This window comes from Bacillus sp. FJAT-18017 (assembly GCF_001278805.1).
GTDB lineage: Bacteria > Bacillota > Bacilli > Bacillales > Cytobacillaceae > Bacillus_D.
The window spans coordinates 824,268-850,681 of record NZ_CP012602.1 but is presented as its reverse complement, the minus strand read 5'-3'; the positions used below and the strand labels follow the sequence as shown (position 1 = coordinate 850,681).

Annotated in this window: 17 protein-coding genes, 1 pseudogene and 1 riboswitch; of the genes and pseudogenes, 8 read left to right on the top strand and 10 right to left on the bottom strand. The window is 40.2% G+C overall.

What is annotated here, in order from left to right:
- Window positions 1-262: 262 nt before the first annotated feature.
- Window positions 263-1,444 carry a NupC/NupG family nucleoside CNT transporter gene (locus AM500_RS03890; protein ID WP_053598033.1) on the top strand — a complete coding sequence of 394 codons (1,182 nt, stop codon included), beginning with the start codon at window positions 263-265 and terminating at the stop codon, window positions 1,442-1,444.
- 184 nt (window positions 1,445-1,628) lie between these two features.
- On the opposite strand, the gene AM500_RS03885 is transcribed toward AM500_RS03890, so the two are convergent.
- Window positions 1,629-2,483 (bottom strand): MBL fold metallo-hydrolase, encoded by an 855-nt coding sequence (locus tag AM500_RS03885; protein WP_053598032.1) that lies wholly within the window; start codon window positions 2,481-2,483, stop codon window positions 1,629-1,631.
- A gap of 313 nt (window positions 2,484-2,796) precedes the next feature.
- On the opposite strand from AM500_RS03885, the gene AM500_RS03880 reads away from it, so the two are divergent.
- From AM500_RS03880 to AM500_RS03870, 3 genes are all read left to right on the top strand, one after another.
- Window positions 2,797-4,188: a branched-chain amino acid transporter BcaP gene (locus AM500_RS03880; RefSeq protein WP_053598031.1), complete on the top strand. Its 1,392-nt coding sequence runs from the start codon at window positions 2,797-2,799 to the stop codon at window positions 4,186-4,188.
- A 213-nt stretch (window positions 4,189-4,401) separates the two neighbouring features.
- Window positions 4,402-5,040 carry a hypothetical protein gene (locus AM500_RS03875; RefSeq protein ID WP_053598030.1) on the top strand — a complete coding sequence of 213 codons (639 nt, stop codon included), beginning with the start codon at window positions 4,402-4,404 and terminating at the stop codon, window positions 5,038-5,040.
- A gap of 521 nt (window positions 5,041-5,561) precedes the next feature.
- Entirely contained in the window at window positions 5,562-6,053 is a 492-nt protein-coding gene (locus AM500_RS03870) for a hypothetical protein (RefSeq protein ID WP_053598029.1), read from the top strand.
- A gap of 340 nt (window positions 6,054-6,393) precedes the next feature.
- Here AM500_RS03870 and AM500_RS03865 read toward each other — a convergent pair whose 3' ends face one another.
- The gene (locus tag AM500_RS03865) at window positions 6,394-6,858 is read right to left on the bottom strand and encodes a right-handed parallel beta-helix repeat-containing protein (protein ID WP_231688152.1); all 465 of its coding nucleotides are present in this window, start codon (window positions 6,856-6,858) and stop codon (window positions 6,394-6,396) included.
- Here AM500_RS03865 and AM500_RS03860 point away from each other — a divergent pair.
- On the top strand, window positions 6,830-7,099 hold the full coding sequence (locus tag AM500_RS03860) for a hypothetical protein (RefSeq protein WP_156319739.1): 270 nt from the start codon (window positions 6,830-6,832) through the stop codon (window positions 7,097-7,099). The genes AM500_RS03865 and AM500_RS03860 overlap by 29 nt on opposite strands.
- Before the next feature lie 660 nt (window positions 7,100-7,759).
- Entirely contained in the window at window positions 7,760-8,542 is a 783-nt protein-coding gene (locus AM500_RS03855) for a metal-dependent hydrolase (protein ID WP_053598026.1), read from the top strand.
- Window positions 8,543-9,434: 892 nt separating this feature from the next.
- On the opposite strand, the gene AM500_RS03850 is transcribed toward AM500_RS03855, so the two are convergent.
- Both AM500_RS03850 and AM500_RS03845 read right to left on the bottom strand, forming a co-directional pair.
- Window positions 9,435-10,184: an SDR family NAD(P)-dependent oxidoreductase gene (locus tag AM500_RS03850; protein ID WP_053598025.1), complete on the bottom strand. Its 750-nt coding sequence runs from the start codon at window positions 10,182-10,184 to the stop codon at window positions 9,435-9,437.
- Window positions 10,185-10,951: 767 nt separating this feature from the next.
- Window positions 10,952-16,297, bottom strand: a complete 5,346-nt coding sequence (locus AM500_RS03845; RefSeq protein ID WP_053598024.1) for an OmpL47-type beta-barrel domain-containing protein — start codon at window positions 16,295-16,297, stop codon at window positions 10,952-10,954.
- Between the two features lie 284 nt (window positions 16,298-16,581).
- Window positions 16,582-16,664, bottom strand: a riboswitch (cyclic di-GMP riboswitch).
- Between the two features lie 166 nt (window positions 16,665-16,830).
- On the opposite strand from AM500_RS03845, the pseudogene AM500_RS26305 reads away from it, so the two are divergent.
- Window positions 16,831-17,577 (top strand): annotated as a pseudogene (locus AM500_RS26305) (DNA polymerase domain-containing protein).
- Window positions 17,578-17,899: 322 nt separating this feature from the next.
- On the opposite strand, the gene AM500_RS03830 reads toward AM500_RS26305, so the two are convergent.
- From AM500_RS03830 to ligD (AM500_RS03820), 3 genes are all read right to left on the bottom strand, one after another.
- Window positions 17,900-18,091: a hypothetical protein gene (locus tag AM500_RS03830; RefSeq protein WP_053598021.1), complete on the bottom strand. Its 192-nt coding sequence runs from the start codon at window positions 18,089-18,091 to the stop codon at window positions 17,900-17,902.
- Between the two features lie 35 nt (window positions 18,092-18,126).
- Window positions 18,127-19,323: a class I SAM-dependent rRNA methyltransferase gene (locus AM500_RS03825; RefSeq protein WP_053598020.1), complete on the bottom strand. Its 1,197-nt coding sequence runs from the start codon at window positions 19,321-19,323 to the stop codon at window positions 18,127-18,129.
- A gap of 468 nt (window positions 19,324-19,791) precedes the next feature.
- Entirely contained in the window at window positions 19,792-20,742 is a 951-nt protein-coding gene (ligD, locus tag AM500_RS03820) for a non-homologous end-joining DNA ligase (RefSeq protein WP_331457415.1), read from the bottom strand.
- A gap of 67 nt (window positions 20,743-20,809) precedes the next feature.
- On the opposite strand from ligD (AM500_RS03820), the gene ligD (AM500_RS03815) reads away from it, so the two are divergent.
- Window positions 20,810-21,709 (top strand): non-homologous end-joining DNA ligase, encoded by a 900-nt coding sequence (gene ligD / locus AM500_RS03815; RefSeq protein ID WP_231688101.1) that lies wholly within the window; start codon window positions 20,810-20,812, stop codon window positions 21,707-21,709.
- Window positions 21,710-21,846: 137 nt separating this feature from the next.
- Here ligD (AM500_RS03815) and AM500_RS03810 read toward each other — a convergent pair whose 3' ends face one another.
- The 3 genes from AM500_RS03810 to AM500_RS03800 all read right to left on the bottom strand — a co-directional run bounded on the left by AM500_RS03810 (window position 21,847) and on the right by AM500_RS03800 (window position 25,222).
- Window positions 21,847-22,920 (bottom strand): GGDEF domain-containing protein, encoded by a 1,074-nt coding sequence (locus tag AM500_RS03810; protein WP_053598018.1) that lies wholly within the window; start codon window positions 22,918-22,920, stop codon window positions 21,847-21,849.
- A 234-nt stretch (window positions 22,921-23,154) separates the two neighbouring features.
- Window positions 23,155-24,528, bottom strand: a complete 1,374-nt coding sequence (locus tag AM500_RS03805; protein ID WP_053598017.1) for a sensor histidine kinase — start codon at window positions 24,526-24,528, stop codon at window positions 23,155-23,157.
- Entirely contained in the window at window positions 24,506-25,222 is a 717-nt protein-coding gene (locus AM500_RS03800; RefSeq protein ID WP_053598016.1) for a response regulator transcription factor, read from the bottom strand. The genes AM500_RS03805 and AM500_RS03800 overlap by 23 nt, the downstream gene beginning before the upstream one ends.
- Window positions 25,223-26,414 lie beyond the last annotated feature (1,192 nt).

Below are 26,414 nucleotides of genomic sequence, written 5' to 3'. Positions count from 1 at the left end.
TAAGCTGAATGTACTAAGAAAATTAACTTCAAATATAGGTGCTTTTTTATATTTGCTAAGCTGCATCAAAACTCTCAAAGTATTGTTCCCAAAAAAAGAAAAAAACGCATTCTTTTTTAATATGGATGGTTCTAGTTAAGGTTTGGGCAAAATATCCATTGCAATCACTAGTGAAAGAGGTTACTATGTCAAGCGGTGCTTACTAGTAGTAACTAACTAGAAGCGCGTACATATATTGGTTAATTCATCAGGAGGGTTACATATGCAATACGGTATTTCAGTTTTAGGTATTCTTGTTGTTTTGTTTTTGGCTTGGCTGGCGAGTTCAAATCGAAAAGAAGTAAAATTCAAGCCAATTATCACGATGGTTGTCATACAAATTCTTTTGTCACTATTACTGTTAAATACAGAATTTGGCCTTATCATCATCAATGGAATAGCTGCTATTTTCACCACACTGCTTGAATATGCAAACGAAGGGATCTCGTTCGTGTTTGGCGGCATGGCAAACGAGGGCGCGGCTCCATTCTTTTTAACAGTGCTGCTGCCAATTGTATTTATTTCTGTATTAATTGGAATTCTGCAATATTTGAAAATTCTGCCGGTCCTTATGAAGGGAATTGGATGGGTATTAAGTAAAGTAAACAGGATGGGTGTGCTTGAATCCTATAACGCAGTTGCTTCCCTGATGGTCGGACAATCGGAAGTTTTCATCACGTTGAAAAAACAACTCGGCCTGCTTTCAAAACAGCGTCTGTATACCCTATGTGCTTCGGCGATGTCTACTGTATCCATGTCAATAGTTGGCGCTTATATGACGATGCTCGATCCAAAATATGTTGTCACAGCAGTCGTTTTAAATTTATTCGGCGGTTTTATCATCGCTTCGATTATTAATCCGTACGAGGTAAAACCAGATGAAGATATGCTGGAAATACAGATTCAAAAAAAGCAATCCTTTTTTGAAATGATCGGGGAGTATATCCTCGATGGCTTTAAGGTTGCCGTTATCGTCGGTGCCATGCTGATTGGCTTCATTGCTTTAATGGCGGCAATCAATAACGTGTTTGAGCTGGTATTTAACGTTTCCTTCCAAAGGCTAATCGGGTATGTTTTCGCTCCAATTGCCCTCATAATGGGGATTCCTTTATCAGAGGCGGTTAGTGCCGGGGGGATTATGGCAACTAAGCTGGTTACAAATGAATTTGTCGCGATGATGGATTTATCCGGAGGCGATCATCAGTTTAGTGAACGTACACTCGGGATCCTTTCTGTATTCCTGGTTTCCTTCGCCAATTTTTCATCAATCGGTATTATTACCGGAGCAGTAAAAAGTCTGAATGAAGAGCAAGGCAATATTGTCGCAAGTTTTGGGCTGAAACTATTGTATGGCGCCACACTTGTAAGCATACTTTCAGGCATTATCGTTAGCTTTGTTATATAAAAGCGCTGGTTATTTCCGGAGTGTTGTTATTAACTTTGGAATGTACCATGGTAATGTGCGATTAAAATGGTACATTTCGTCCGAGCGGGAGGCAACCTGCCATAAGGATGATTAATAGTTACGAAAAATGGCAGTGGGTACTCCCACTGCCTTTTGCTACTAATGAACCTCATTTATAAAAAAATTACCCGCTATATCCATTTACAAAGTCAGAGATTGTTTCCATTTCATTTTCTGTAAGTTCTCTTTTTACGTACTTTCTATATTCCTCTACTATTTTCTGTTTATCACCACGGCAACTATCTGTGTATTTCGCAATAGTTCTCAGCTTGGCAGCTTCCTGATTAAATTCCTCTTTTGAAATTGGCTGTTGATGCGAAGGGATATAAGTTTGTGCATTAAAAGATTCTAACTCATCTAACAACCGAAGTGTTTCCTTGATTGTATAGTTTTGTTTTTTGGAATACATATTAGGATAAATGCAGTCAGCAAGAAAGAGAATCTTTTCTTCTTTGACATACACGATGACCGAATCTGAAGCGTGATCCCCTCCAACATACTGAACAATACAGGTTACCCCGCCAAGATCAATTTCCACCTTTTTATCAAACGTTAAATCTGGCAATACAATCTTAATATCTCGGTGATCTTTGTATTCCTCCTTAATTGCTTTTGCACAAAATTCAATTTCTACTCCTTCTTTCACTCGTGCATCTATTGCCTCGTCTGACCATGAAAACGGGATTAGCTTCTCCATTTCCTTTTTTGTTTTTTCGGATGCAATCGAGACTGCATTAGGTAATGCAGAAAGACCAAAGATATGATCCCAATGCCAATGAGTAAGAACAACTATATCCGGATTAGGAACATCCCTTTTTAAAAGTTCGCTGATAAAATAATTTGCATGGTCTTCCGAGTTGCCGGCATCAATCATTAATGTTTTGTTATTGCCTACTACCATTCCCAGGATGGGCCGGTCGGTTATGGATATTGGAGTGATATACCAAAAACTCTTGCCTATTTTGTTAATTAAGTGCATAAAGTGCAGCCTCTTTTCTATTACAAAAATATAAGTCGTTTTTATCTACTATTTTATTTTCTCAGTTTGTATATGCATCCTATAGACAATATCCTACCATCACGTCTTTGACAATTATTTTAAAGCACTATAAATTAAAGAACTTTTTCAGATAAGGATATATATATCCCATTCTGTAAAAACTTTACTTAAAGTTTTCTTCGGCAAAAATATTGTCAATTCGACAAAAATTTTGGTAATTCGACAAAACTGATTGACCTTTAGGTTAAAAATATATAGAATTTTATCATATTTTCAAAAAAAGAGGGTTTGTATGAAAAATGAATTATTCAGGAGAAAAAATCTAGAAGATTTACTGGTAAAAAAGGGAACTATCCGGTTAGAACAATCGCTGGGAGCCTTTGATTTAATACTGCTTGGGGTAGGTGCGATTGTCGGAACAGGTATATTTATTCTACCGGGGACAGTAGCTGCGGTGCACGCCGGACCTGCTATAGTTTTTTCCTTTATTATTGCTGCTATTGTTTGTGCATTGGCAGCAATGTGTTACTCAGAATTTTCTTCATCCGTACCAGTAACGGGCAGTGCATATACGTATGCATACATTGTATTTGGAGAATTAGTCGCCTGGTTAGTTGGATGGGCTTTGCTGTTAGAATATGGCTTGGCCGTTGCAGCTGTTGCAACTGGCTGGTCTGCTTATTTAAGTGCTTTGTTGGAAGGTTTTAACATTATCATACCAAAGGCTATCTCTGGTTCATTTAATCCGGCAGATGGAACATATGTAAATGTCCCAGCTATCGCCATTATATTTGCCACTGCTTTTTTATTAACGCTCGGAATAAAAGAATCTACAAAGTTTAATACAATCATGGTATTTATTAAAGTAGGTGTTATTCTTTTATTTATTGGAATCGGTATTTTCTATGTTAAGCCTGATAATTGGCAGCCATTCATGCCGTTCGGAATAAATGGCGTTATCAGTGGGGCAGCTCTCGTTTTCTTTGCTTATCTTGGGTTCGATGCTGTTTCATCAGCTGCTGAAGAGGTTAAGAACCCAAAGCGTAATATGCCAATTGGAATTATTGGATCATTATTAATTTGTACACTACTTTATGTTTCTGTTTCGCTTGTTTTGACAGGGATGGTTCCCTATACAAACCTAAATGTAAGTGATCCAGTTAGCTTTGTTTTACAGATCGTTAATCAAGATTGGGCGGCTGGTGTTATTTCACTTGGTGCTGTTGTTGGGATGATGACAGTTATCCTTGTTATGTCATATGGTGGCACTAGACTTCTTTACGCGTTTGGCCGTGATGGTTTGCTGCCAAAAAGTATGAGTGAGCTTAGTAAAAAATATAAAACACCTGTTAAAAACACCTGGGTATTTGCAATACTTGTAGCTATTTGTGCCGGTTTTATACCGTTATCCAGCCTGGCAGAACTAGTAAATATAGGGACATTAATTGCATTTACAATCGTTTCAATCGGCGTTGTTTACTTAAGGAAAAATAAAAGTATACCAGCCAATGGTTTTAAAGTACCTTTATTTCCACTCTTACCGATTTGCTCATTCTTCTTATGTTTATTTTTAATTACTCAGCTCTCTCCTTTTACATGGCTTGCTTGCGGTATTTGGTTTGTATTTGGATTACTCTTGTATGTTGCTTATGGTAAAAATCATAGCGTCATGAATAAAGAATAGGAATTGAAAAAAGTGAGCTTATGTTGTCACATAGAGACAATGTACGCTCACTTCTTTTATAAATATTAGAGGGAGCGGTATCCACCACTCTATATAATATGCACATTAATTCGCACAAGATTTTGTCTTTAAATCCATTCGTCCGTACTTAAAACCAGAGAGGTAGAATATCTTATTAATGCACTAAAGAAAACTCTGGAGGGGGATGTGGGGATGGGAAATGGCGACCACGGAGGAATCTCTTCCACATTAAGTGATTCAAGCAATGGGTGGCTTCGTCTGGCTTCCATAGGGGCAATAACGGGCGGGTCACTTCTGGCAATCAATAACATTTGGCAAGGGTACCTCGATGTGACACCAGGGAATGACGGGATTCTGCATGATGTTTCTCATTATGCCTATTATCTTAATAATGCGATGCTATTCGTGGCAATGTCTGGTTTACTGCTTGGCCTTCATGGACTCAACAATCGGGTTATAGTTGCAGAAGCTGGTTTTATGTGGCGAACAGGTGTCCTTCTTTCACGAATCGGACAGGGGATTTTTGCAATTGGGGCATTAGCTTTTATTTTACATGGATTCTTTGACTTTAAATCTTTCATGGATTTGGTCACTTTAGTCACCGGGATTGGCAATTTAGTAATGTATCTTGGCGCCCTACCACTTGGACTAGTGCTCCGCCGCAGAAATGAATTTTCTCGTACCGCAGCTATTTTATTCCTTCTAACGGTTCCCGCAGTTGCCGTCGCCACGATTATTATTTACAGTATTAATCCGCTCGTCGGTGGTTTATTAACCGGCGGCTGGTACGGTTTAGCTTGGATCATCACAGGGATCTATTTAAAGAAATAATGTATGTGAATAGGAATCCATTGAACCTTTGGAAGGATTCTATCAAACTATATCTTAGGGGGACAATTCATACATTGTACAGAAGTGTCCCCTATTTCATATTAGGTTGGCATTAATGAGGTTCTAAATTTACTTTAATTCCTGGTAAAGGGATGCCTCCTCTATCAAGGCATCTCCCTTTTTACTTTTGTTAAATAACGACTTATCCTTTTACCATTCTTCTTTCCTATTAAATTCTTGGCTTTCCAAGTTTACTTTTCAGGTTTAACAACGAATATACTGATTAAAGTCAGGATTGTATTTTTTCTGGCTGATTTCCTGTTAGGCCTGTCTATGCCAAGGATGATAGCCATCATCAGTTTCTAACGGTCTTGCAAGCCTGTATTGGGTAATATCTAATCTCCCTCATCATAAAATTTATAAGGCCGTACTGAATATATTTTGAATAGTATTGCTCCCCGCCCTCAAAGTTTCCGGAGGGATTGTATTACATCAATGGTTGATCAAATGGAGGGGAAAAATTGAAAAAATACGGTTCTTTTTCTGGTACGGTTACTATGATTCAAGATTATTTAGCAGGATCCGATGAGGAGTTAAAAGGGTGTTTTAAATTAATATCCTTATTAGGAGGAGATGGTTCAGTAGTAAACTTCGTAATTAGTCCAACAACCTATTTTCTAAATCATGTTATAGTTTCCGCTGGAGACCGTGTGACTGGTTTTTATGATGTCAATGTACCTGTTATTCTTATATACCCGCCACAATATCAAGCCCTCATAATCGTAAAAGATAACCCTTATCAAAATGTAAAGGTTGACTATTTTAACAGCCAGCTGGTGAGTAGTGATGGTCAGTTACAGTTAAATATTTCTAGTAATACTTCGATTTTATTACAAAACGGCCAACCCTTCACGTTGAATCCTGCAAACCGAAATCTGCTTGTTGTATATGGTCCTGCCACATTTAGCATTCCTGCCCAAACTACTCCCTATAAAATCATTGTTCTGTGTTAGACGCATCTAGAAAATACAAGGAGCTTTTACATTTTGTTATTCATGGTAAAAGGGATGCCTCCCCCCATCAAGGCATCTCCCTTTTTACTTTTGTTAAATAACGACTTATCCTTTTACCATTCTTCTTTCCTATCAAATTCGTCACTTTCCAAGTTTACTTTTTCAGGTTTAACAACGAATATACTGATTAAAGTCGCAATCTTGAATAAAGCCATAATGACATATAACACCATGTCATAGGATTGTGTTTTTTCTGGCTGATTTCCTGTTAGCCCTGTCTATGCCAAGGCAGATACTAATCAGAAAAAATAAATAGCTTTAATCGTGTTACTTATTTGAATTAGTTAGCCGACCGGCTCACCTTAATTCCTTCGGCCACCCTCAGCTCTGCTCCGTCGATGCCGTCCACGACATTTTCGACCATGCTGAGGTCCTCCCCGGCATCGATCCTGATTCCGTTTGCAGCCTGTCGAATGACGTTGCCCTCAATCCTGATGCCTGAGGGGATTCCTTTCCCTCGTCCATCAGTACCGCGGTCCTCACTGAGCCGAATGGGCCAGAACTCTTCAGTCCCTCCAGTGATATGGTTACCTTGCAATTTCGTGCCCGGCGCATTGCGAACCTCAATACCGGCCTTCGAATCCTCCCCGGCGGTAATCCTGTTGTCCTCAATGAGAGTGTCAGGAGTTCCCAGGATAATGAGGATTCCCTGACGGTTTCCAACCAGATCGTTTGAGTGCACCCAGTTTCCAGGTCCTGAGGCGTCGTGCTTGTTCTTGGACCCGCCGGAATTGCCAAGCGCGATGCCTGCTCGCTCCCCGCCGATGACCGTGTTGTCCCGGACTTCGTTCAGGTATTCACCCCTCGCCGTGCAGGTCTATGGCGTCGAGGAGGCTGCCGACGATAGTGTTATCCGCCACGAGATTGTTGTGAGTGGGAAACTGGAGCAGGATGGCGTGCCGCAAATGCCTGCCATCAAAGGTATTGCCTATGACAACATTGTGCCGGGAATCGTTGTCAGCATCTGTATCACGCTGGTCCCTTGAACCCTCGATAGCAATGCCGTAGCCCTGTCCGCCGGGGCTGACGGCAGTTGCCTAACTGACATAGTTTCCAGAAAGGGTCACTTCACGGCTAGCCTTGACGGAGATGCATGGCGCTCGAACTGCGGATGCCCAGGTTCTCCACCAGGACCCGGGAGCACCCAATAATGCTTTAAATAACTCAAAAAAACGAAAGGCTGTCCCAAAAGAGCCGTTATTCAACGACCTTTTTGGACAGCCTCAGAGGCTCCAACATTAGATAAGAAGAAATCAATAGATAGAATTGACACAACGTCGCAGGTACTTCAAATCTAAATCACTTATCATCATTTAAACCTCCTCAGCTTCTTTTGCGCCAATATTCCAGAAACGTGACCCGTTTGAGAAATACTGGTCTCAAGAAAGAAAATAAACTTTATATTAACTATATAATTCTTAACATAAGCATCAATAAAACCGCACATACTCATGCAGGTGATTACCACTAGGCTTTGCTCTCAAAACCTCAGCTAAAAACAACTGATACTTGTTGGATCTTCGTAAGATATTCATTACTTATTAATGCCAATAATCACATTTTGTAAATTCGTACTTATTAATTAGAAAGTCAGGAATAGAATGATAGTGGTTTTACTTTACTAATATTAGGGGGAGTAGAATGTAATGAAAATATTACGGCTTGGTCATGCAATGTATATGTTTACAAGTAAGGAGGGGAAAAATTACCTCGTAGATCCATTTATTGATTTAAATCCAGGATTTCCACAACAGCTAGATAATAAAGATTTTTATAATGCTATTGATTGTGTATTTTTGACACACGGACATTTTGATCATACAAGTGGGCTTTCTAAGGTAGTGGAAAACAAACCTGACATTATGGTTGTTGCCCAATATGATTTGGCCATGATACTTCTGCAAAAGGGCGTTAAAAATGTACTTCCTATTAATCTAGGTGGTTCGGTGTCCTTCGAAGATCTTAACGTCACAATGGTTCAAGCAAAACATACGTCCTCATACGGGGAGATAGAAGGAACCCCAATATATGCGGGAGAGGCATCTGGTTATATTTTTGACTTTGACAATGATTATACAGTTTACCATTCTGGGGATACGGCTCTTATGTACGATATGAAGTTGATTCAAGATGTGTATAATCCAGAGATTGCAATATTATCCTCATCAGGCCATTTTACAATGGGACCAAAAGAAGCAGCCTATGCAGTAAAGCACCTATTGGAAGTTCAATACGTTATTCCAAGCCATACATTTCCATCTAAAAAAAGTGCCACATCACCGGAGACCCTTGATCAATTATTGAATGCCTTTCCCGTAGTGGCTTATATGATAGATAGAGATAAAGACCTGAAAGAGTTGTTAAACGATTATCAACAAACCGAAGTGGTAACGATGGGATATGGAGAGGAAAGGGAATTTAAGAAATAGCCATATTATATAAAAAGTTAACCAATATCGTTGTCCTTCATTTGAATGTGCCTTCATGACCTCTAATAAAATCTATTCATATGAAAATCGTTCTTGTACTACTAGCCAACGCATCTCTCCTTTCGGTTCGGGTTCGTTTGGCTATGTGGATTTTTATTCGGCCTTCTTGTTGCCAACTACTTAAATAAAGCAGGATATCGAACAAAACGAAATCGCCATTTTTCTATTAACGGTATCACTACCTCTACTCGCAAAGATGGAAGTAAACGAAAGCATCGTTATTATGTATGTGGTGTATTATAGGACTTTTTAAAAACAAAATATATTTTCCTCATTTTGATACAACCAGGAAAGACGATGGTTACGACTACGTTGGTTTCTCTAAGCTATGAATGAAGGCCTTCAGTTAGCTTGCAGATTCTTTAGGATATGTTTTGAATACTCTTGGATGGTTAGATAATCGGTTTGTATTGCTAAATCAGAATGTAGCTATTTTCGGGAATAGCAAGGCGAGAATTTCGGATATATGGAGTCGACACGAACATCGTCCAAAATGCTGGAATCCAACTAGATAGAGATGCTGTTGGCAACAATTCCTATAAGATGCTCAGCCCGAATGAAGCAGCTGCAATCATCATTAAAGCGATTGAAAATAAAAAATACCGAGTATTAGCCGGAAATGATGCGAAAATAATGGACTTTTTATATCGGTTAAATCCGAAAAAAGCAACCGACATTATTGCTAAAAAAATTAAGGCACTTTAGAAAAATAAAAGAGCGCTCTCGTTATTACATTTTTTTCAGAGTACATGCTTACCGCACAAAAATAGTCCACACCTGCTGTAGATGTGGACTTCAAGGTATCATTTATTTGGAGAGGTCATACTATCACTTATAAAGACATTCCCGCGTCGACGACCAGTTCTGTCCCAGTAACGCGGCGGGCTTCGTCTGATGCGAGGTAAAGCGCGCCATTTGCAAGATCTTCCGGCTCCACTACTTCACCTAGCGGAATTGTGTCAATATACTTTTTCGCCAGTTCCTCATCATCAAAAATAGCCTGTACCATTGGTGTCCTTGTTGTCCCAGGAATCAATGTGTTTACGCGGATTTTATCCTTGGCAAGGATATTTGAGAATGTGTACGACATTGTGCGTACCGCACCTTTGGAACCTGCATATCCCGGATAGTCGGTCCTTGTCATGATGCTATTGGACGCCACGTTGATAATGCTTCCGCCTTTGTTTTCCTTCATGTGGCTGACCGCATGCTTGACCATATAGAACGTTCCGTATGCATTGACCTTAAAAATCTTATCGAATTCCTCCGAGTTGAACTGTTCTGCCGGGTCACTTGGACCTGCATAACCAGCATTGTTCACCAGGATATCCAACTTTCCGAATTTCTCAACTGCAAAGTCATTAATCTTCTTTGCATTCTCCTCTTTGGAGATATCACCAATAATGAACTCTGCTGTACCCCCAGCTTGTTCGATTGCCTGCTTTACTTGGGTTACTCCCTTGTCGCTAACATCGGCAAGCACCACTTTTGCTCCTTCTTCTGCAAAACGCTTTGCGATAGCTGCTCCAATTCCGGAACCGCTTCCAGTTACAACCGCAACTTTGTTTTCTAAACGTGCCATTCCTAATCCCTCCATGTTAGATATTTTTAAACAAAGCCGTTTCGGTTTTGTTTAACTTATTACTATTTCAGCATATCTCAATTTCGAGATAAAGTGGTGGAATGTGCTCACCATTCTGCCGCATATTCTTATCATGTAGATTGCACCTACCGAAACAATGATATATTCTCAAAATCATTTTCATGAAGGGTGTCTCGATATCTCTCTTGGTAACTTTCTTGGTATAACTATTTCTTCCATTAATGAGAGCTTTTAGTTTAGCGACTTTTCTCCTTGGAAGAAGATCCTTCTCCAGTGTTCATTTTGACCTTTTAATTACCTCATTCTTCGGGTTCGCTTCAAGACTATATTCCAACTTTTTTACGGTTTATTCGACCTTATAGGTCGTGATCCCAGCTTCCTGGGGTTTCTTACTGAAATCAACTTCCACTACCTCGTGACAGGCAAAAAACGCCACGCTACAGGCTAAATCCGCCTGTCTCTACGATATTAAATTTTAGGATTCCCTTAGTGGGGAGGAAATCTACTAGTACATTTTAATCCACAAAAAAGAGGCCCCCAAAAGGTTACTTTGGGTCAGCCTCTTCCCTCTATTAAGTTAGTATCTTTAATATTTCTTCATCTAGAGTTCTTCTACTAATTAGTAAAGTCGCGTTGTTGTTTATCCTTTAAATGGAAGAACCATCCGCAAGTATAAATTTCCCAACTACTAAAGCATAAACCTATTAGTTTATCAGCAGCCGCATCGTGAAGATATTTCCTTCGGTTTATTTCTTGACTTCTACGTTAGTATTACCAATCACTAAAAAACCATTATTAAGATATCCACGGAAGGTAAGATTAACTTGTCCTGTCACCCAATCAAATTCTTCACGATTGAATTTGAAATGACCTTTTTCGGCTTGTTTTTCTAAACCTTTATTATCCGCTACAGCGGAAACTCCGTTTAATGTTACAGATAAAACATTAAATGAGGATGATTGATATGTCTTAGGTAGTGAAGCTTTAACAGTAAAGATTCCCTTGTTGCCTTTAATTACTTTCGGCAACACCTCAAGTTCAACCCCAATATAGACCGTGAATGTTTTTTCCACCACGGTAGATAAGCCGGAACCATCTGTAACCTGAACTTTAAGCTTATATTCACCAGGCTGATCTAATGTAATTACATCACCATACTTATAAGTTTGACCATTAAGTGTGACAACTTCTTGAGCTATCCTTGATTGGTAATCATAAGCATCATAATCCAATGTAAAACTTGTGCCAAGCTGATATTCCCCGTCCAATAAAACGGAAACGGTTGGAACTGTTTTATCAATCTTAATTGCTTTTGTTTTTACTTCTTCAGTGTTTCCAACTGCATCAACTGAGTAATAGGAGATTTCATTGATCCCTTCTTGCTCCACAGTAAAGGAAGTTCCTTTGGTATACTCCGAACCGTTGATTGAATAATACGTTTTTACAGCTCCGCTTAATTCATCTTCTGTTGTTAGTGTTACTGTAACGTCTTCGTTTACCCAGGCTTCAGGTACGTCAGAGGCAGTTACAGGTGTGGTTTTGTCAATTTTAATCTGTTTTGTTATTGCATCTTCCTTGTTTCCGGCGGCATCAACTGAGTAGTAGGAGATTTCATTGATCCCTTCTTCCTCCACAGTAAAGGAAGTTCCTTCGGTATACTCCGAACCGTTGATTGAATAATACGTTTTTACCGCTCCGCTTAATTCATCTTCTGTTGTAAGTGTTACTGTTACGTCTTCGTTTATCCAGACTTCAGGTACGTCAGAGGCAGTTGCAGGTGTTGTTTTGTCAATTTTAACCTGTTTTGTTATTGCATCTTCCTTGTTTCCGGCGGCATCAACAGAGTAATAGGAGATTTCATTGATCCCTTCTTCCTCCACAGTAAAGGAAGTTCCTTCGGTATACTCCGAACCGTTGATTGAATAATACGTTTTTACAGCTCCGCTTAATTCATCTTCTGTTGTAAGTGTTACTGTTACGTCTTCGTTTACCCATGTATCCGGTACGTTTGCTGAAGTTACAGGAGACGTTTTATCGATATTTACTTCTTTTGTTTTTATCTCTTCCATATTCCCGGCTGCATCTACAGAGTAATAGGAAATCTTGTTCATTCCTTCTTTTTCCACTGTGAAAGAAGTCCCCTCTGCAAATTCCGAATCATTAATGGAATAATATGTTTTTTCTGCTCCGCTTAGTGAATCATTTCTGGTTAATTGCGCTGTAAAAGACTGCGCATATACAGGTATGGTATTAATTTCAGTTACCGGGGCAGATTTATCAACTTTTACAAACACTGTTTTAACTTCTTCCAGGTTACCGACCTTATCGATTGAATTGAACTGAATTTTATTAATACCCTCTTGATCAATTAGGATAGAAGTTCCTTTTTGAATAGGGCCGTCATTTATGGAGTATAACGTATTGGCTACTCCCGTTTCATTATCTGTTGCCTGAAGAGTAAGAAGTTGATTTTGATTAACCCATTGTGATGGTGCATTAATTTTTGTTTCCGGTGCCTCTGTGTCGATTATTAATTTTGCCAAAACCGTGGCAGACGGTTTAGATTCTCCAAACGAGTTACTGTAAGATGTTACATAATATTCATGATTTGCGTACGAAAGGTTTTGAATATCGTAAGAGAGATTATTCACGTTTTTAACCAAAAGTACTGGTTTTCCATCGATGATTTCGTAAATGTTGTACCCATTCGCATACGTAACAAAATCCCATGAAATTCGCGCGCTTGTTTGACTTAATAGCCTTAAAGAAGCGGTTGGTGATTCCATAATAGGATAGATAATCGTCTGGTCAACACGGCTGGATGGTGCCGATTCACCAAAACGGCTGCTGTATGCCGTTACTTCAAATGAATGAGTATCCTCAGCCAAGTTATAAATACTAGAAGATAATTGGGTTCCCTTATAAATTAATTCTTTACTGTCGCCATCCGCCTTATAAACCCGATATTCAGTTGCAAACGAGACAGCTTTCCAAGCAAGGGTGATATTGTTTACATTAAAGACACTGCCATTGGCCGTTGGAGCCTGCATGATGGGCCAGGTTAGATTAAAATCCAGCGGGCTGCCGACTGGAGATTCGCCAAAACGGTCACTGTAGGAATGGACAACATACTGATAATCACCTTCAGGCATATTCGTAAATGAAGTTGAGGTGCCTGTTATTGTCCTTTTTAAAATCTTCTCTCCATTTTCTATCTGATAAATTTTATACTCCTTTGTAAACGCTGATGGTTTCCACGTTAGCGTGATATCATTGCCATTTTGAATCGTTTTAGCCAAATTGGCGGGTGCCTGCATCATTGGCCAGGTTAAATTAAACTCCAATGGGCTGCCTACCGGAGACTCGCCAAAACGGTCACTGTAGGAATGGACAATATACTGATAATCCCCCTCAGGCATATTCGTAAATGAAACTGACTTCCCAGTTGTTTCCTTTATTAATACTTTATCCCCATCGACAATCTGATAGACTTTATATTCTTTTGCGTATGTGGAAGAATTCCATGATAAGGCTATGTCATTACCGTTAGGAATAGTTTTTGCCAAATTGGCAGGTGCCTGCATGATTGGCCAGGTAAAGTTAAACTCCAACGCACTGCCTACTGGAGACTCACCAAACCGGTCGCTGTAGGAATGGACAACATACTGATAATCCCCTTCAGGCATATTTGTAAATGAAACCGAAGTTCCAGTTACTGTCTTTACTAATACTTTATCCCCTTCGATAATCTTATAGACTCTATATTCCTTTGCGTATGCGGAAGAATTCCATGATAGGACTATGTCGTTGCCGTTAGAAATGGTTTTTGCCAGATTTGACGGAGCCTGCATGATTGGCAAGATTAAATTAAACTGCAGCGTGCTGGCTTCAGGAGACTCGCCAAAGCGGTCGCTGTAGGAATGGACAACATATTGATAAACTCCTTCAGGCATATTGGCAAATACAGAAGAAGTGCCATTCACAGTTCTTTCAAGAACCCTTTCGCCATCAACAATCCGATATATCTTATAACTATTTGCATAAGAAACTGTGTTCCATCTTAACGTTATATCATTTCCATTTGAGATGCTGTATACAAAATTCAATGGTTTTAACATAACAGGGAAAACGATGGCACCATTTATATCCGCTCCGTTCGGAGACTCTCCTAAAAGGGTGGAATAAGCCTTAACAACGAAAGTGAATTCCCCTTCCGGCTGATTTATTAATGTTGTACTTGTACCTGTAACTGACCTGATGAATACAGGTTCTCCATCAATCATTTGATAAATTTTATAGCCAGTGGCGTATTGCACCGAACTCCATCTCAATGTAAGATCATTTCCGTTCGCTATACTGTAAGTTGGATTGCCGGGTGCAGGAAGTGCTTGTCCGCTTAAAGTTACTTCTGCAGGACTACCTTGCTGTGATTCGCCAAAGCGGGTGGAATAAGCGTAAACCTCATATTTATAAGTTCCTGGACCCATATTATTGTAGGAAACGGTTGTACTTGTTACAGTGTTTTTCAATATTTTTTGACCATTAACAATCTCGTAAACTTTATAGCTCGTTGCATAGTCAACAGAACTCCAGTTTAACGTCAGAGCTGTTGGATTTATAGTGGTTCCGGTAACACTTACTGGAGGAACCATCTTTGGATAAACAACAGAAACTATCGTACTTGTTCCTTCTGCTGATTCTCCAAACCTGCTGCTAAAGGAGTAAATTTCATACTGATTCTCTCCTGCTGGGGCATTAATAAAGGTCGCAGTCGGACTGGATACTGTCGTTTTTAATACTTTTTTTCCGTCTATTAGTTGATAGACTTTATAATTTGTGGCATATTCCGCAATGCTCCAGTTTAAAACTATGTCATTTCCATTATGAATTTTATAGGTGACATCTTTTGGTGCGGACATAGTAACAGTATCAATGCTAAACGACACCTCAGAGCCTATTTCTGACTCCCCAAAACGGTCGCTAAAGGAATAAATCTCATATTGATAATTTCCGCCTTTAAGCATGGGGTAGGTAATTGTTGTGCTACTTGTTGTACTCTTTAGAGTTTTCTCCCCGTCTTTCAGTTCATAAATGTTATACCTGGTAGCGTAAGGGACAGCCCCCCAAGTAAGAACAACATCATTAATGTTTTGAATTTTGTACGTTGCGTTATTAGGCGGTGTCATCACTATGGAGCCCACTGTTACAGCGACCTGGGTTCCTTCTGATGATTCGCCAAATCGGTCACTGAACGAATAAACTTTAAAAATATGCTCTCCGGGAGGAAGATTGGTGAGCGTGCCGTTTGTTCCAGTAACCGTCTTTTTTAATTCCAGCTGGCCATCCACATCCTGATAAATCCGATAGCTGGTTGCATAGGCTGCAGCCTGCCATTTTAAATTTACATCCGTTCCATTGGTAATTGTAAACGAAAGGCTGGAAGGCTGGCTCATCACTGGATAAGTTACTTCTGCTTTGATAGGAGAAGTATCCGCGGATTCACCGTAGAGAGAGTGAACGGCAGAGACAGAGTATGTAAAAATGCCTTCTGGTGCATCTACTTTAGTGTAGGTTGTTCCGGTAGTTGAAGTTAATAGTGTTCTTTCTCCTGAATCAAAAATTTGATAAATATTATACTTTTGCGCATATTGGGATGCACCCCAATTAAGTACAATATCATTTCCATTTCGGATTGTTGAGCTCAATGATGAAGGCGCCTGCATTTGAGGGTAAATAATTTCTACAGACACCGGCGCAGAAGGTCCAGATTCCCCTTCACTCGTTAAAGTGGAAACAACATATCTATAGAATCCTTCAGAAAGATCATTTAAGCTGTAACTTATTGCAGTTGTACTTCCTAGTAGAGTAAGCTGTCCATCCTTGATTTCATATACTTTATAACCGGTTGCTCCGTATACGGAATTCCAAGTCAACTTTCCATCATCGGGTGTGATCGTTTGATAAGCCAGATTGGCAGGCGGCAGCATGCTGCTGTTTTCTGCTGCCAGCACTGCCCCAAGTGGAAGCGTAAAATGATACAAAAGCAACAGTGCTGCAACGAAAAATTGAATACTGAACCATTTTTTCTTCATATCTCTGATTTCCTTTCCTATAAACCTCGAAGAGAATGCGGCCTTTTAGTAGATTGTGAGTTTTCCAAAAAGCGTGTTTACCAAATATTTTATATAGGTTGAACCCAACTATTTTGCCAATTTCATTTACCGATTAAGACGAGACTAATTTTTGCAAACTTCTTTTCAAGAGAAAGCTGCTTTACTATCACCTCTTTTTATTCACTCTATATAGGACTTTATCCCTGGAAAATATAAAACGCCCTATAAATATATATATAGGGCGTTGAAATCTCTTTCAGTAGATTTGCAACTGGCTGGCGTGTCAAAAGATTTAGCCCCTATAGTTTTGCGTCCTACTTTTTCAAGTAGTTTGCCCTATATCGAATTAGGTCTTAATTACTATTACTATTTATAGTTTATGTTTATTTTCCTGACTTGTAAATATATTCCTAGCATATGAAAAAAATTTACTTTAACCTTAATAGACCTTTATGTTAATTTGGCTGCCTTAGGAAAGATTAGAGAAGGTTTTTTTGAATGAATCTAAAATAATGGTGTGGCTCTACCCCCACGGAATAGCTGGAAAGAAAATCGAAAAAAGGTCTGTTCCCCAGTCCGCACCAGAATGGGTCAGCAATATTTTTTATAAAAACAAGAAGCGAATGCTATTAAATGACACTGCTACACTCGTTTGGGCAGCAAACTACGGAGCAATTGAATTTCATGTTCCATTTGATCGCCATGAAAAGCCCGATTTCCCCTTGGAAATGGTATTTGATTTAGATCCTCCAGACGAATCAAGCTTTACTATGGTAATAGAGGTGGCGTTGAAACTGAAGGATCTCCTTCAATCCCTTGGTCTGTTATCTGTACCAAAAACATCGGGTTCATCAGGGCTTCAAATATATGTACCCATTGAACCAATTTATACATTCGAGCAAACAAGAAGAATAACTACCTTTATCGCGAATTATATTCAGGAACAAATGCCGAAGTAGGTTACAATCGAAAGAGTCGTTTCAAAAAGAGGAAACAAACTTTATTTTGATTACTTACAGCTATGGAGAGGGAGAACAATGCCAGTCGTATACTCGCCAAGAGCCACACGATCTGCAACCGTCGGTACCCCGCTGACCTGGCCTGAACTAGAAGAAGGCATACATCCTACAGACTTTACCATTAAAAATATAATGAAGCGGATAGATGAAAAAGGCGATATATTTCAACCGGTAACAACAGAAAAACACAATCAACCTCTCAGAGAGATTCTTAACTTTATTGAAAAAAACAATCCATGAAATAATGTATTTACAGAATTGAAAGGAGATTAAATAGGTTAAATTTTCATACAGTTATACAGAGATGAGGTCGATAAGATACCAGATGAGATCATTGCCACTCATGGATGTATAAATGGGACTATAAATAATGCAGCGATTCTTCAACTTAAGGAAGAAATTCTAAAAAACAATTAGGAAAAAGATTAAACAAGCCGAAATATACAAGTTTTCTATACAAAACTCGATATTTCGGCTTGTTGTATTTTATTTACTTATAAGACGGTTCACCGTTTTAAACCTTATCTTTCACCCGATAGAATTAGTGTAAACTAAAGATGAACTACCCTTTGGACAGGTCAAGTGCTTGGTATGCTAGTTGATACTTTCCGCCTTCAGCAACCTCCGCATGGTACAAAGCCTTGAGCGCAAAGTTTTTCTCAAGCTCGTGTTCTTCCATCAACTCTTTTAAACGTGTTTGCAATTCCTGATTATCTTTGATCAGCTGTTTCATTTGAGATTTGATATACTTCATAATTTAAGTAATCCTTTCTATATCATTCGCCTTTTCTATGGCAAATTCTTTATAAACACAACCTTAAGATAGCCGCCCTCTGGGAATTCTTTTATTGTTTTAAAGTCTTTCGGAAGCGAAAACTCCTCAACTAGCTGATATTTCCGATATGTTTCATTAAATGCCTGATCAATAAAGCTTTTAAATTTTTCCATATTAAAAGAGCCAGAATTGGTGGAAGCTACGATAATCCCCTCGTCTTCCGTTATAGCAATAGCTTCCTTTAAAAGATTTTTGTAGTCCTTTTCAGCGCTGAATACTGTTCTTTTTGACCTTGCAAAGCTTGGAGGGTCCAGTATAACCATATCAAACGTTAGCTGCTTTTTTACCGCATATTTAAAGTAATTGAACACGTCTTCAACAATGATATCCTGTGATTCATAATCTATCCCGTTTAAACTAAACTGCTCAATGGTTTTGTTTAAGCTCCTATTTGCTAAATCGACACTTGTCGTTTTAACTGCGCCTCCTATGGCAGCAAATACTGAAAACGCACCTGTGTAGGAAAAGGTATTCAGTACGGTCTTTCCTTCCGCATAAGCATCCCTGATTCTCTTTCTTACCTCACTTTGATCTAAAAATACACCAACCATCGCACTTTCATTTAAGTAAACAGCAAAGTTTACTCCATTTTCCTTTACGATAATCGGGAAGGTTCCTCTTTCTCCCACTACGAAATCATCTTCTTCAATATATTTCCCGCTGACATCAAATCTTTTCTTTTGGTAAATTGCTTTAAACTCAGCCAATTCTTTCAGAGCATTTATAATATACTCTCGAAAGCGGTAAATTCCTTTGCTATACCAGTTGATTAAATAATAGCCATCAAAATTCTCTATCGTTAATCCGCCTAAACCGTCACCTTCGCCATTTACTATTCTGAAGGCATTGGTATCCGGGCTATTAAAAAACGATTCTCTATAATTGATTGCATCCCTTAATTTATTAACAAAAAACCTTTGGTCGATTTGTTCATTCTCATTTCTACTAAGAACCCACCCGTAACCTTTGTTTTGTTTGCCAAAATAGCCTTTTGCTATGAACTTATTCCTTTCATCAACGAGACGGATAATGGTTCCTTCTTCATTAACTTCGTTCCAATTAATTATGGCTTCCTTTGATATAAGAGGATAACCACTTTTATATTTATTTACAAACTTGCTTTTTACTGTTAAAGTGACTTCTTTTTTCATCTTGTCATCCTATCAAAAGTTTTTTTTATTAATATCCTTAATAGCTATTATTTATTTGTGTTAAAAATAAAAACCTCATTTACTTATGATAAGGTTCATCGTATCACAAACTGCCCGTTTCCCCTACGCCCAAACCCGATTTCTTCCTGTATTCTTAGCAAGGTACATCTGGTCGTCTGCTTTTTTAATCATCAGATCGATTTCCTCAGTCGGATCCGGGAAGGGCGACACCAATTGAAACGCCCTGAAGCGGAAATCAACTGTTACTATTCAATCTAAAAAAGAGACGTCCCAAAGGTTACTTTTGGACAGCCTCTTTATTCCAGTTTTCCCTAATGATATGCATCAAAATGAGGTTTTGCTACCAGCGGGGGATGAAAAGACACCGGGTTTCCCTTTGGTGACCAGCAGTATAGTATTCACAAAATACGAGGACTCAAAATGGTGTGGCTGATATTTAGTCCATTCCTAGATTCTTTCAAGCAAACACTCTTGCGGTGGAATTTCAATGAATCCCTCGATACTTGGCTGTCTCAATGCTCCACCTTCTGTCCATTCGGCAAATTTTATCTTTACTGTTTTTTTCGGCTGCACCCAGACAGCATCCTTATGTCGTTGCGGTATCTTATTGAAAGGAAGATGCTCGGTTACAATTTCTTTTAATTCTTTCGTCAGCTCTTTCCAGTCGCTGACTGTCATTTTTCCTGTGCCTGTGTGTCCCACATACTGCAGTCTTCCCATAGAATCATATAACCCGAGCAAAATGGAATTAACAGTGTTATGTCTTAGAGTAAAACCGCCAATCACCGCAATGACATCCTGGAAATTTTTTAGCTTGAGCCAATCCTCCCGTTTCTTTCCTATTGTATAGAGGGAATCTACCCTTTTAAGCACAATCCCTTCCATCTCTTGATCCTGAACTGCGTTAAATAAGCCTTGGGTCTGGTAAACAGACGGAACTAGCTGTATATGTTCATTAGGTGTGATGATAGAGGATAATAGCTGGTTTCTTTCATGTAACGACTTGTCATGTATCCACACGCCATCCAGGTAAATAATGTCGAATATCATATAGATGATTGGTACGGATTCGATTGCTATCCTTACACGGTCAATATTTCTTAAGCCATCTCGCCTCATAACACGTTGAAAAGAGGGCTTACCATTTTTACCTAAAGAAATCACTTCACCGTCTAAAATCACGGAACGGCTGCTGCAATATTCACTAATGTTCGTTATCTCCGGGTAGTGCATTGTCCGTTCATTCTTTTTTCGATTATAAAGCCGCACCTCACCATCATCCGCGTAGGTAAGAACTCGGACGCCATCCCATTTCACTTGGGCAATCCAGTCTTCTCCATTTGGGATGGAAGTACTAGCAACCGGCTCCATCGGTAAAATCGGTTCCAGATTGATCACTCCACTTTTTGATACATAGTTTAAACAAACTTGATTGAAAATATAGGGAAAAACAGGAGGCTTTCTGGTGGAGGAAATTGTTGTTGAGGGAAAATCTATTGAAATCACACACCCGGACAAAATCATTTGGGAGTCGCTACGGATAACGAAGCTCGACTATATTCACTATTTAATAAATGTGTCGGACTATCTAATCGAACATGCTAAAGACAGGTTATTAATGGTGTGGCTCTATCCCCATGGAATAGCGGGCAAAAAAATCGAAAAAAGATCTGTTCCCCAATCAGCACCGGAATGGGTCAGCCATATTTTCTATAAAAACAAAGATCGAATCTTATTAAATGACACCGCTACACTTGTTTGGGCCGCAAACTATGGCGCAGTTGAATTTCATGTTCCGTTTGATCGCCATGATAAGTCCGATTTCCCCCTGGAAATGGTATTTGATTTAGATCCTCCAGACGATTCAAGCTTTAAAATGGTTATAGAGGTAGCGTTGAAATTGAAGGACCTCCTTCAATCCCTCGGTCTGCTATCTGTACCAAGAACATCAGGTTCATTAGGGCTTCAAGTATTTGTACCAATTGAACCTATTTATACTTTTGAACAAACAAGAAGAATAACAACCTTTATCGCGAATTACTTTCAGGAACAAATGCCGAAGCAGGTTACAATTGAAAGAGTCGTATCAAAAAGAGGAAACAAACTTTATTTTGATTACTTGCAGCTATGGAGAGGGAGGACAATGCCAGTCGTATATTCGCCAAGAGCCAAGCGATCTGCAACCGTTGTCACCCCGCTGACCTGGTCTGAATTAGAAAAAGGCATACATCCTACAGACTTTACCATTAAAAATACACTGAAGAGGATAGAAGAAAAAGGCGATTTATTTAAGCCAGTAACAACAGAAAAACACAATCAACCCCTCAGTGAAATTCTAAGCTTTATTGAAAAAAACAATTTATAAAATTTATTTACAAGTATTGAAAGGAGATAAGCCCCTTCCTATCTCCTTATAAACAATAAAATTAAGATACATGCGATACGGGTCACCGCACCATATAGAGAAACTTGTTTGCTCCTTCAAACAATTCCAAAAGACCCCTACGCGCAAACCCGATTTCTTCCTGTATTTTTAGCAAGGTACAGGTGGTCGTCTGCTTTTTTAATCATCAGATCGATTTCCTCAGTCGAATCCGGGAATGAGGCGACGCCAATTGAAACGGTAATATTAATATTTTTTCGATCGGAAATTTCGAAATCGTGGCCAGAGACGCGGGCACGAACTTCCTCCGCCACCTGCTTAGCCTCTAAAAATGCCACTCCTTGAAGAATAATCGAGAATTCCTCTCCTCCATTCCTAGCCGCTGTTCCTCCCCTATTTCCAGCGATTTCGTCAAGTATCTGTCCAAGTTGTTTAAGGATTTTATCGCCGTCAGGATGGCCATATTTATCATTAATTCTCTTAAAATAGTCGATATCCATAATCAGAAGGGAGAGCGGGTCTCCGGTTTGCTTGGCGGCAAACGCTTCTCGATTCCATACTTCATCAAACTGTCTGACATTATTTAGCCCCGTCAGAAAATCTTTCAACGCCATTTCCTGCAATTTGCGGTAATTTTCATTGGTTCGGGCGATGAATTCGCTTATGTAGCAAATGATGAATCCACCTAGAAAACAGAAAAAGCCATAGTAAAAATATAATTCCATATGCATAGTCCTGTCTTTCACCAGAAATGTAATTGCAATACAGAAAAGCAGTATATTGACCTGATTCAGGATCGTAAATTTAACCAGGGCGGTCCACTTTGGATTTTTTTTAAGATAGGCACCTAAAACGGCTAGGCAAACAATGACGAGAAAAGCGGTCAGGGAGGAAGGGTTGACCCCATGGATGGTAAAGCGAGCAGCTGAAATAATTCCTCCTGCGGTCAGCCCGCTTATTAGACCACCATATAGGGAGACAATGATAATCGCAAAATTCCGAAAATCAATAATCGTATGATCTGTGACTTTAACTGAGTAGAGCATTAACAGGGAACCGGCCAGACCCGCTGCAATCCCGCCCAGCAGTTTCATTCGCAGATTCGAGTTCATCGTCTGATGCTTGAATAATTGGCCAAAAAAAGCCATAGAAGCAATCACAATAGCAATGTTCGCAATGAGATCTTTGTACATAAACAAGTAAAGCTCCTTTCATATCAATCCTATTCTACAACATTGCTATCAGGAATAATGTGACTTTTTTAAACACTTTTCTACATTTTTTTGAAAGCGGAACCAACCTATCCAACATAGGATTGGGGTTTTCCTCCCTTTTAGCAGCTTTCTACTAAAATAGTAAAAATCCCATGAATGAGTCCATTCATGGGCTTCCTACACTATTCAACTTATAACCTATCCAAGCACTCCCTACTCCTCTTCCCTCGGGAACCAGAGTGTGAAGGTCGTGCCTTTATTCAGCTTGCTTTTCACCTGGACCCGGCCTTTATGGGCCTCCATCAGCGCTTTTACAATCGAAAGGCCAATTCCGGCGCCCCCGGTCTTCCGGTCACGTGACTTGTCACCGCGGTAGAAGCGCTCGAAAATATGCGGCAGATCTTCCTCGGCCATTCCGGCACCTTCGTCCTCGACTATAAACCCGACCGAATAGGCATTGTCGCCATTGACAGACAGTGTAACCTGCTTGCCTTCAGGCGTATACTTCAAGGCATTGTTAATGACATTGGACAAAACCTGGCTGACCTTGTCACGGTCGCCGTAAAACCATTCCTCTTCTTCAGGCTCAATGTAATTGAGTTTGACGCCTTTGTCGTGGAAAGCCGGCGAGAACATTTCCCACATCGACGACAGCACCATGCCTGCCTCCATTTTGACAAGCTCAAGCTGCATTTGCGGATTTTCGGCGGCCAAAAGCTTCTCAAGCTCATTGACAAGACGGACGAGCCGCATCAATTCGAAATGACTCTGCTTAAGCCGCTGCGGCGTCGGCTCCCAAATCCCATCCTGGTAAGCCTCGATCTGGCTTCGCAATGTCGCAAGCGGCGTCCTCAGTTCATGGGCCAGGTCGCCCGTGAAATTTTTGCGGAGCATCTCTTCTTTTGACAATGACTCTGCTAAATTATTAAACGAGATGGCCAGCTGTTTAATTTCATCCGGCAGCCCGCCAAGTGGTACCCGGATACCGAGATCATGCTTTTGCAGCTGATCCGCGGCAAATTGCAGCTTATTCAGCCCGGACGTTAATGTTTTTGAAAAAATTGCAGAGAAAATAATTGCAATGATGACCGTCAGACAAACAGCCAGTATGATATACAACTGAATGGTCTGCAGAAAGTTGGATTCCTCCTGGACAAAATCAACAGAAAAGAATGCGGCAACCTCGCCTGCCCTTTCACTATTGACAACCAGGGGATAGGACTTTGAATCCAGTCCTTCCTCATTCGCGGGTACCGCAACACCCATACTATTCAAAATCGTTCTAAGCTGCAATGTGTTGTGCCGCACTCGCCCATTATTATCGTAAATCTGAAAATAAAGTTCCTCGCTCAGAGCATACTCATGGGTCAGCCGCTTAAGCTGCTCGCTATCAAACCTTCCTGACCGCTGATAATCGGCCTTCGCCTGATTGATGACCCGCTCAATCTTATGCTCACGGCCTCGCTCCAAGTAGTTGTTGAAGCTCTTGTCAAAGCCCCATTGAATGAATATGCTCACAACTACAATCCCGATCATCGAGACAAGCAGCATGTAAAAAAGGACCCTAGCTCTTAGCGTTCGCAGCATGCGGAGTACCCCCGAATTTGTAACCCATCCCGAACACGGTCAGTATGAACTGAGGCTGCCTCGAATCATGCTCGATCTTTTTCCTGAGATTCTTGATATGTGTATCAACACTCCGCTCATAGCCCTCGTAATACATGCCTTCATCCTGGATTTTTTCCAGAAGGTCCATCCGGCTGTACACGCGGCCCGGATTTTCCGCCATATTCGTCAGCAACTTGTACTCAATCGGGGTCAGGCTGACAAGCTCACCACCACAAGTCACTTCTTTTTTCTCCGTATCAATTGACAGACCGCCATCGAACTCAAGCTTCTCCGGCTTTTGTTCCACCGTCTTCTTCATGCGCCGCAAAATTGCCTGAATCCTGACAACCACCTCACGAGGCGAGAACGGCTTCGTCACATAATCATCCGCTCCGATCACAATCCCGTTGATTTTGTCCTCCTCGGTCCCCTTCGCCGTCAGCATCAAAATCGGCACATCCGAATCCATCCTGACCAGGCGGCAAACCTCCTCGCCGGAAATATCCGGTAGCATCAAATCTAGCACTATTAAATTAGGGTTTTCCGACCTGGCTTTCTTCAGCGCGTCAACCCCATTATCCGCCTTCACAATCTCATAGCCCTCTCTTACAAGATAGGCTTCCAGCACTTCCATAATCATCTGTTCATCGTCAACAAGCAGAATTTTCACCATAATCATACACTCCTTCCGACACTTCCATCATACCATTGCGGAGTTAATTCTTTTTATACGTTTTTCAACTCTTTTAAGTCTTTTTTGAAAAAAATCCGGCGCTTGCGCTTATTGGGTTCAATCTAGCTCCAGCGCCTAGCGCCTAGTGTCCTTCACTCTCCGCCCTACGATAAGTCAACATCGAATCGCTTTCGCTCTTCGTGTTTCCTTTATCTCAGTTGGAGAGACTCCAGGCCATACGGCGCTGACCAGGCGCTTCCGCTTTTTAGTTCATCTTCACAAAAATCACATAAGTTCTTCATAGCATCCACATTCTTATTTTCTATTATAAAGATGTAGCAAGGGAGTAAAATCCAACACTACACAACAGGAAAACCAAATCCTGGATTGTCTGGAACCGCAGGCAAACAGCAAGCATGGTGGGGCCGTGCAAGCAGTTGGCAAGCATTCCAGGGCAAATCAGAATTCTTGAATACGCAACATGACTCTTAAATTGTTTTACCCAAGTTTGAACTATCTAGCTTTACCCTTAATTAACCTCCCTTTAATAATAAGGTGTCCACACGGTGGGCACCTCCTTTTTTTTGTTGTTTAGGGACGTTTCCCCTATGCCAGCAAGCACACAGGCACTGGCCCTTCTTCTTCACAAAAACCACATAAGTTCTTCATACCATCCACAAAATAATTTCTTATTATTAGGGTGTAGTTAAGAGAAGCCCAAAACTTCTCAAACAAACCCTTTTAACAATTTTGAAATGCCGACAGAATCGAACCCGACGCAAGCATAGTGGGGCTATGCGGGCTGAAGCGGAGAATCTGCCAGGCAAATCAGATTTAATATGTTTTACCCAAGTTTGAACTATCTGCTTTACTTAATTAACCTCCCTTAATTCGGGTGCCGGCGACGCTGGCACCCCATTTTTTTGTCCTTTTTTTCAAATGCCTCCCCGAATGGTGTATTCTATAGCTAAAGTAATGCCGGATAAACTTTTTTTGGTTCCGCCTGCGCTCATAATGAAACTTTATCGGCAGGCCCACTGCTAAATTACATTCACCTGCGCAACACTGTTTAACACCTATAGGGACAGCACTCATTTTTAAATCGGAACCAGCACTGGCTCTAGCGTTACGCTTTTGCTCTAGATTATCGCGCCCATTCGTTCGCTAATTTGAACGATTCTGATGCTTATCA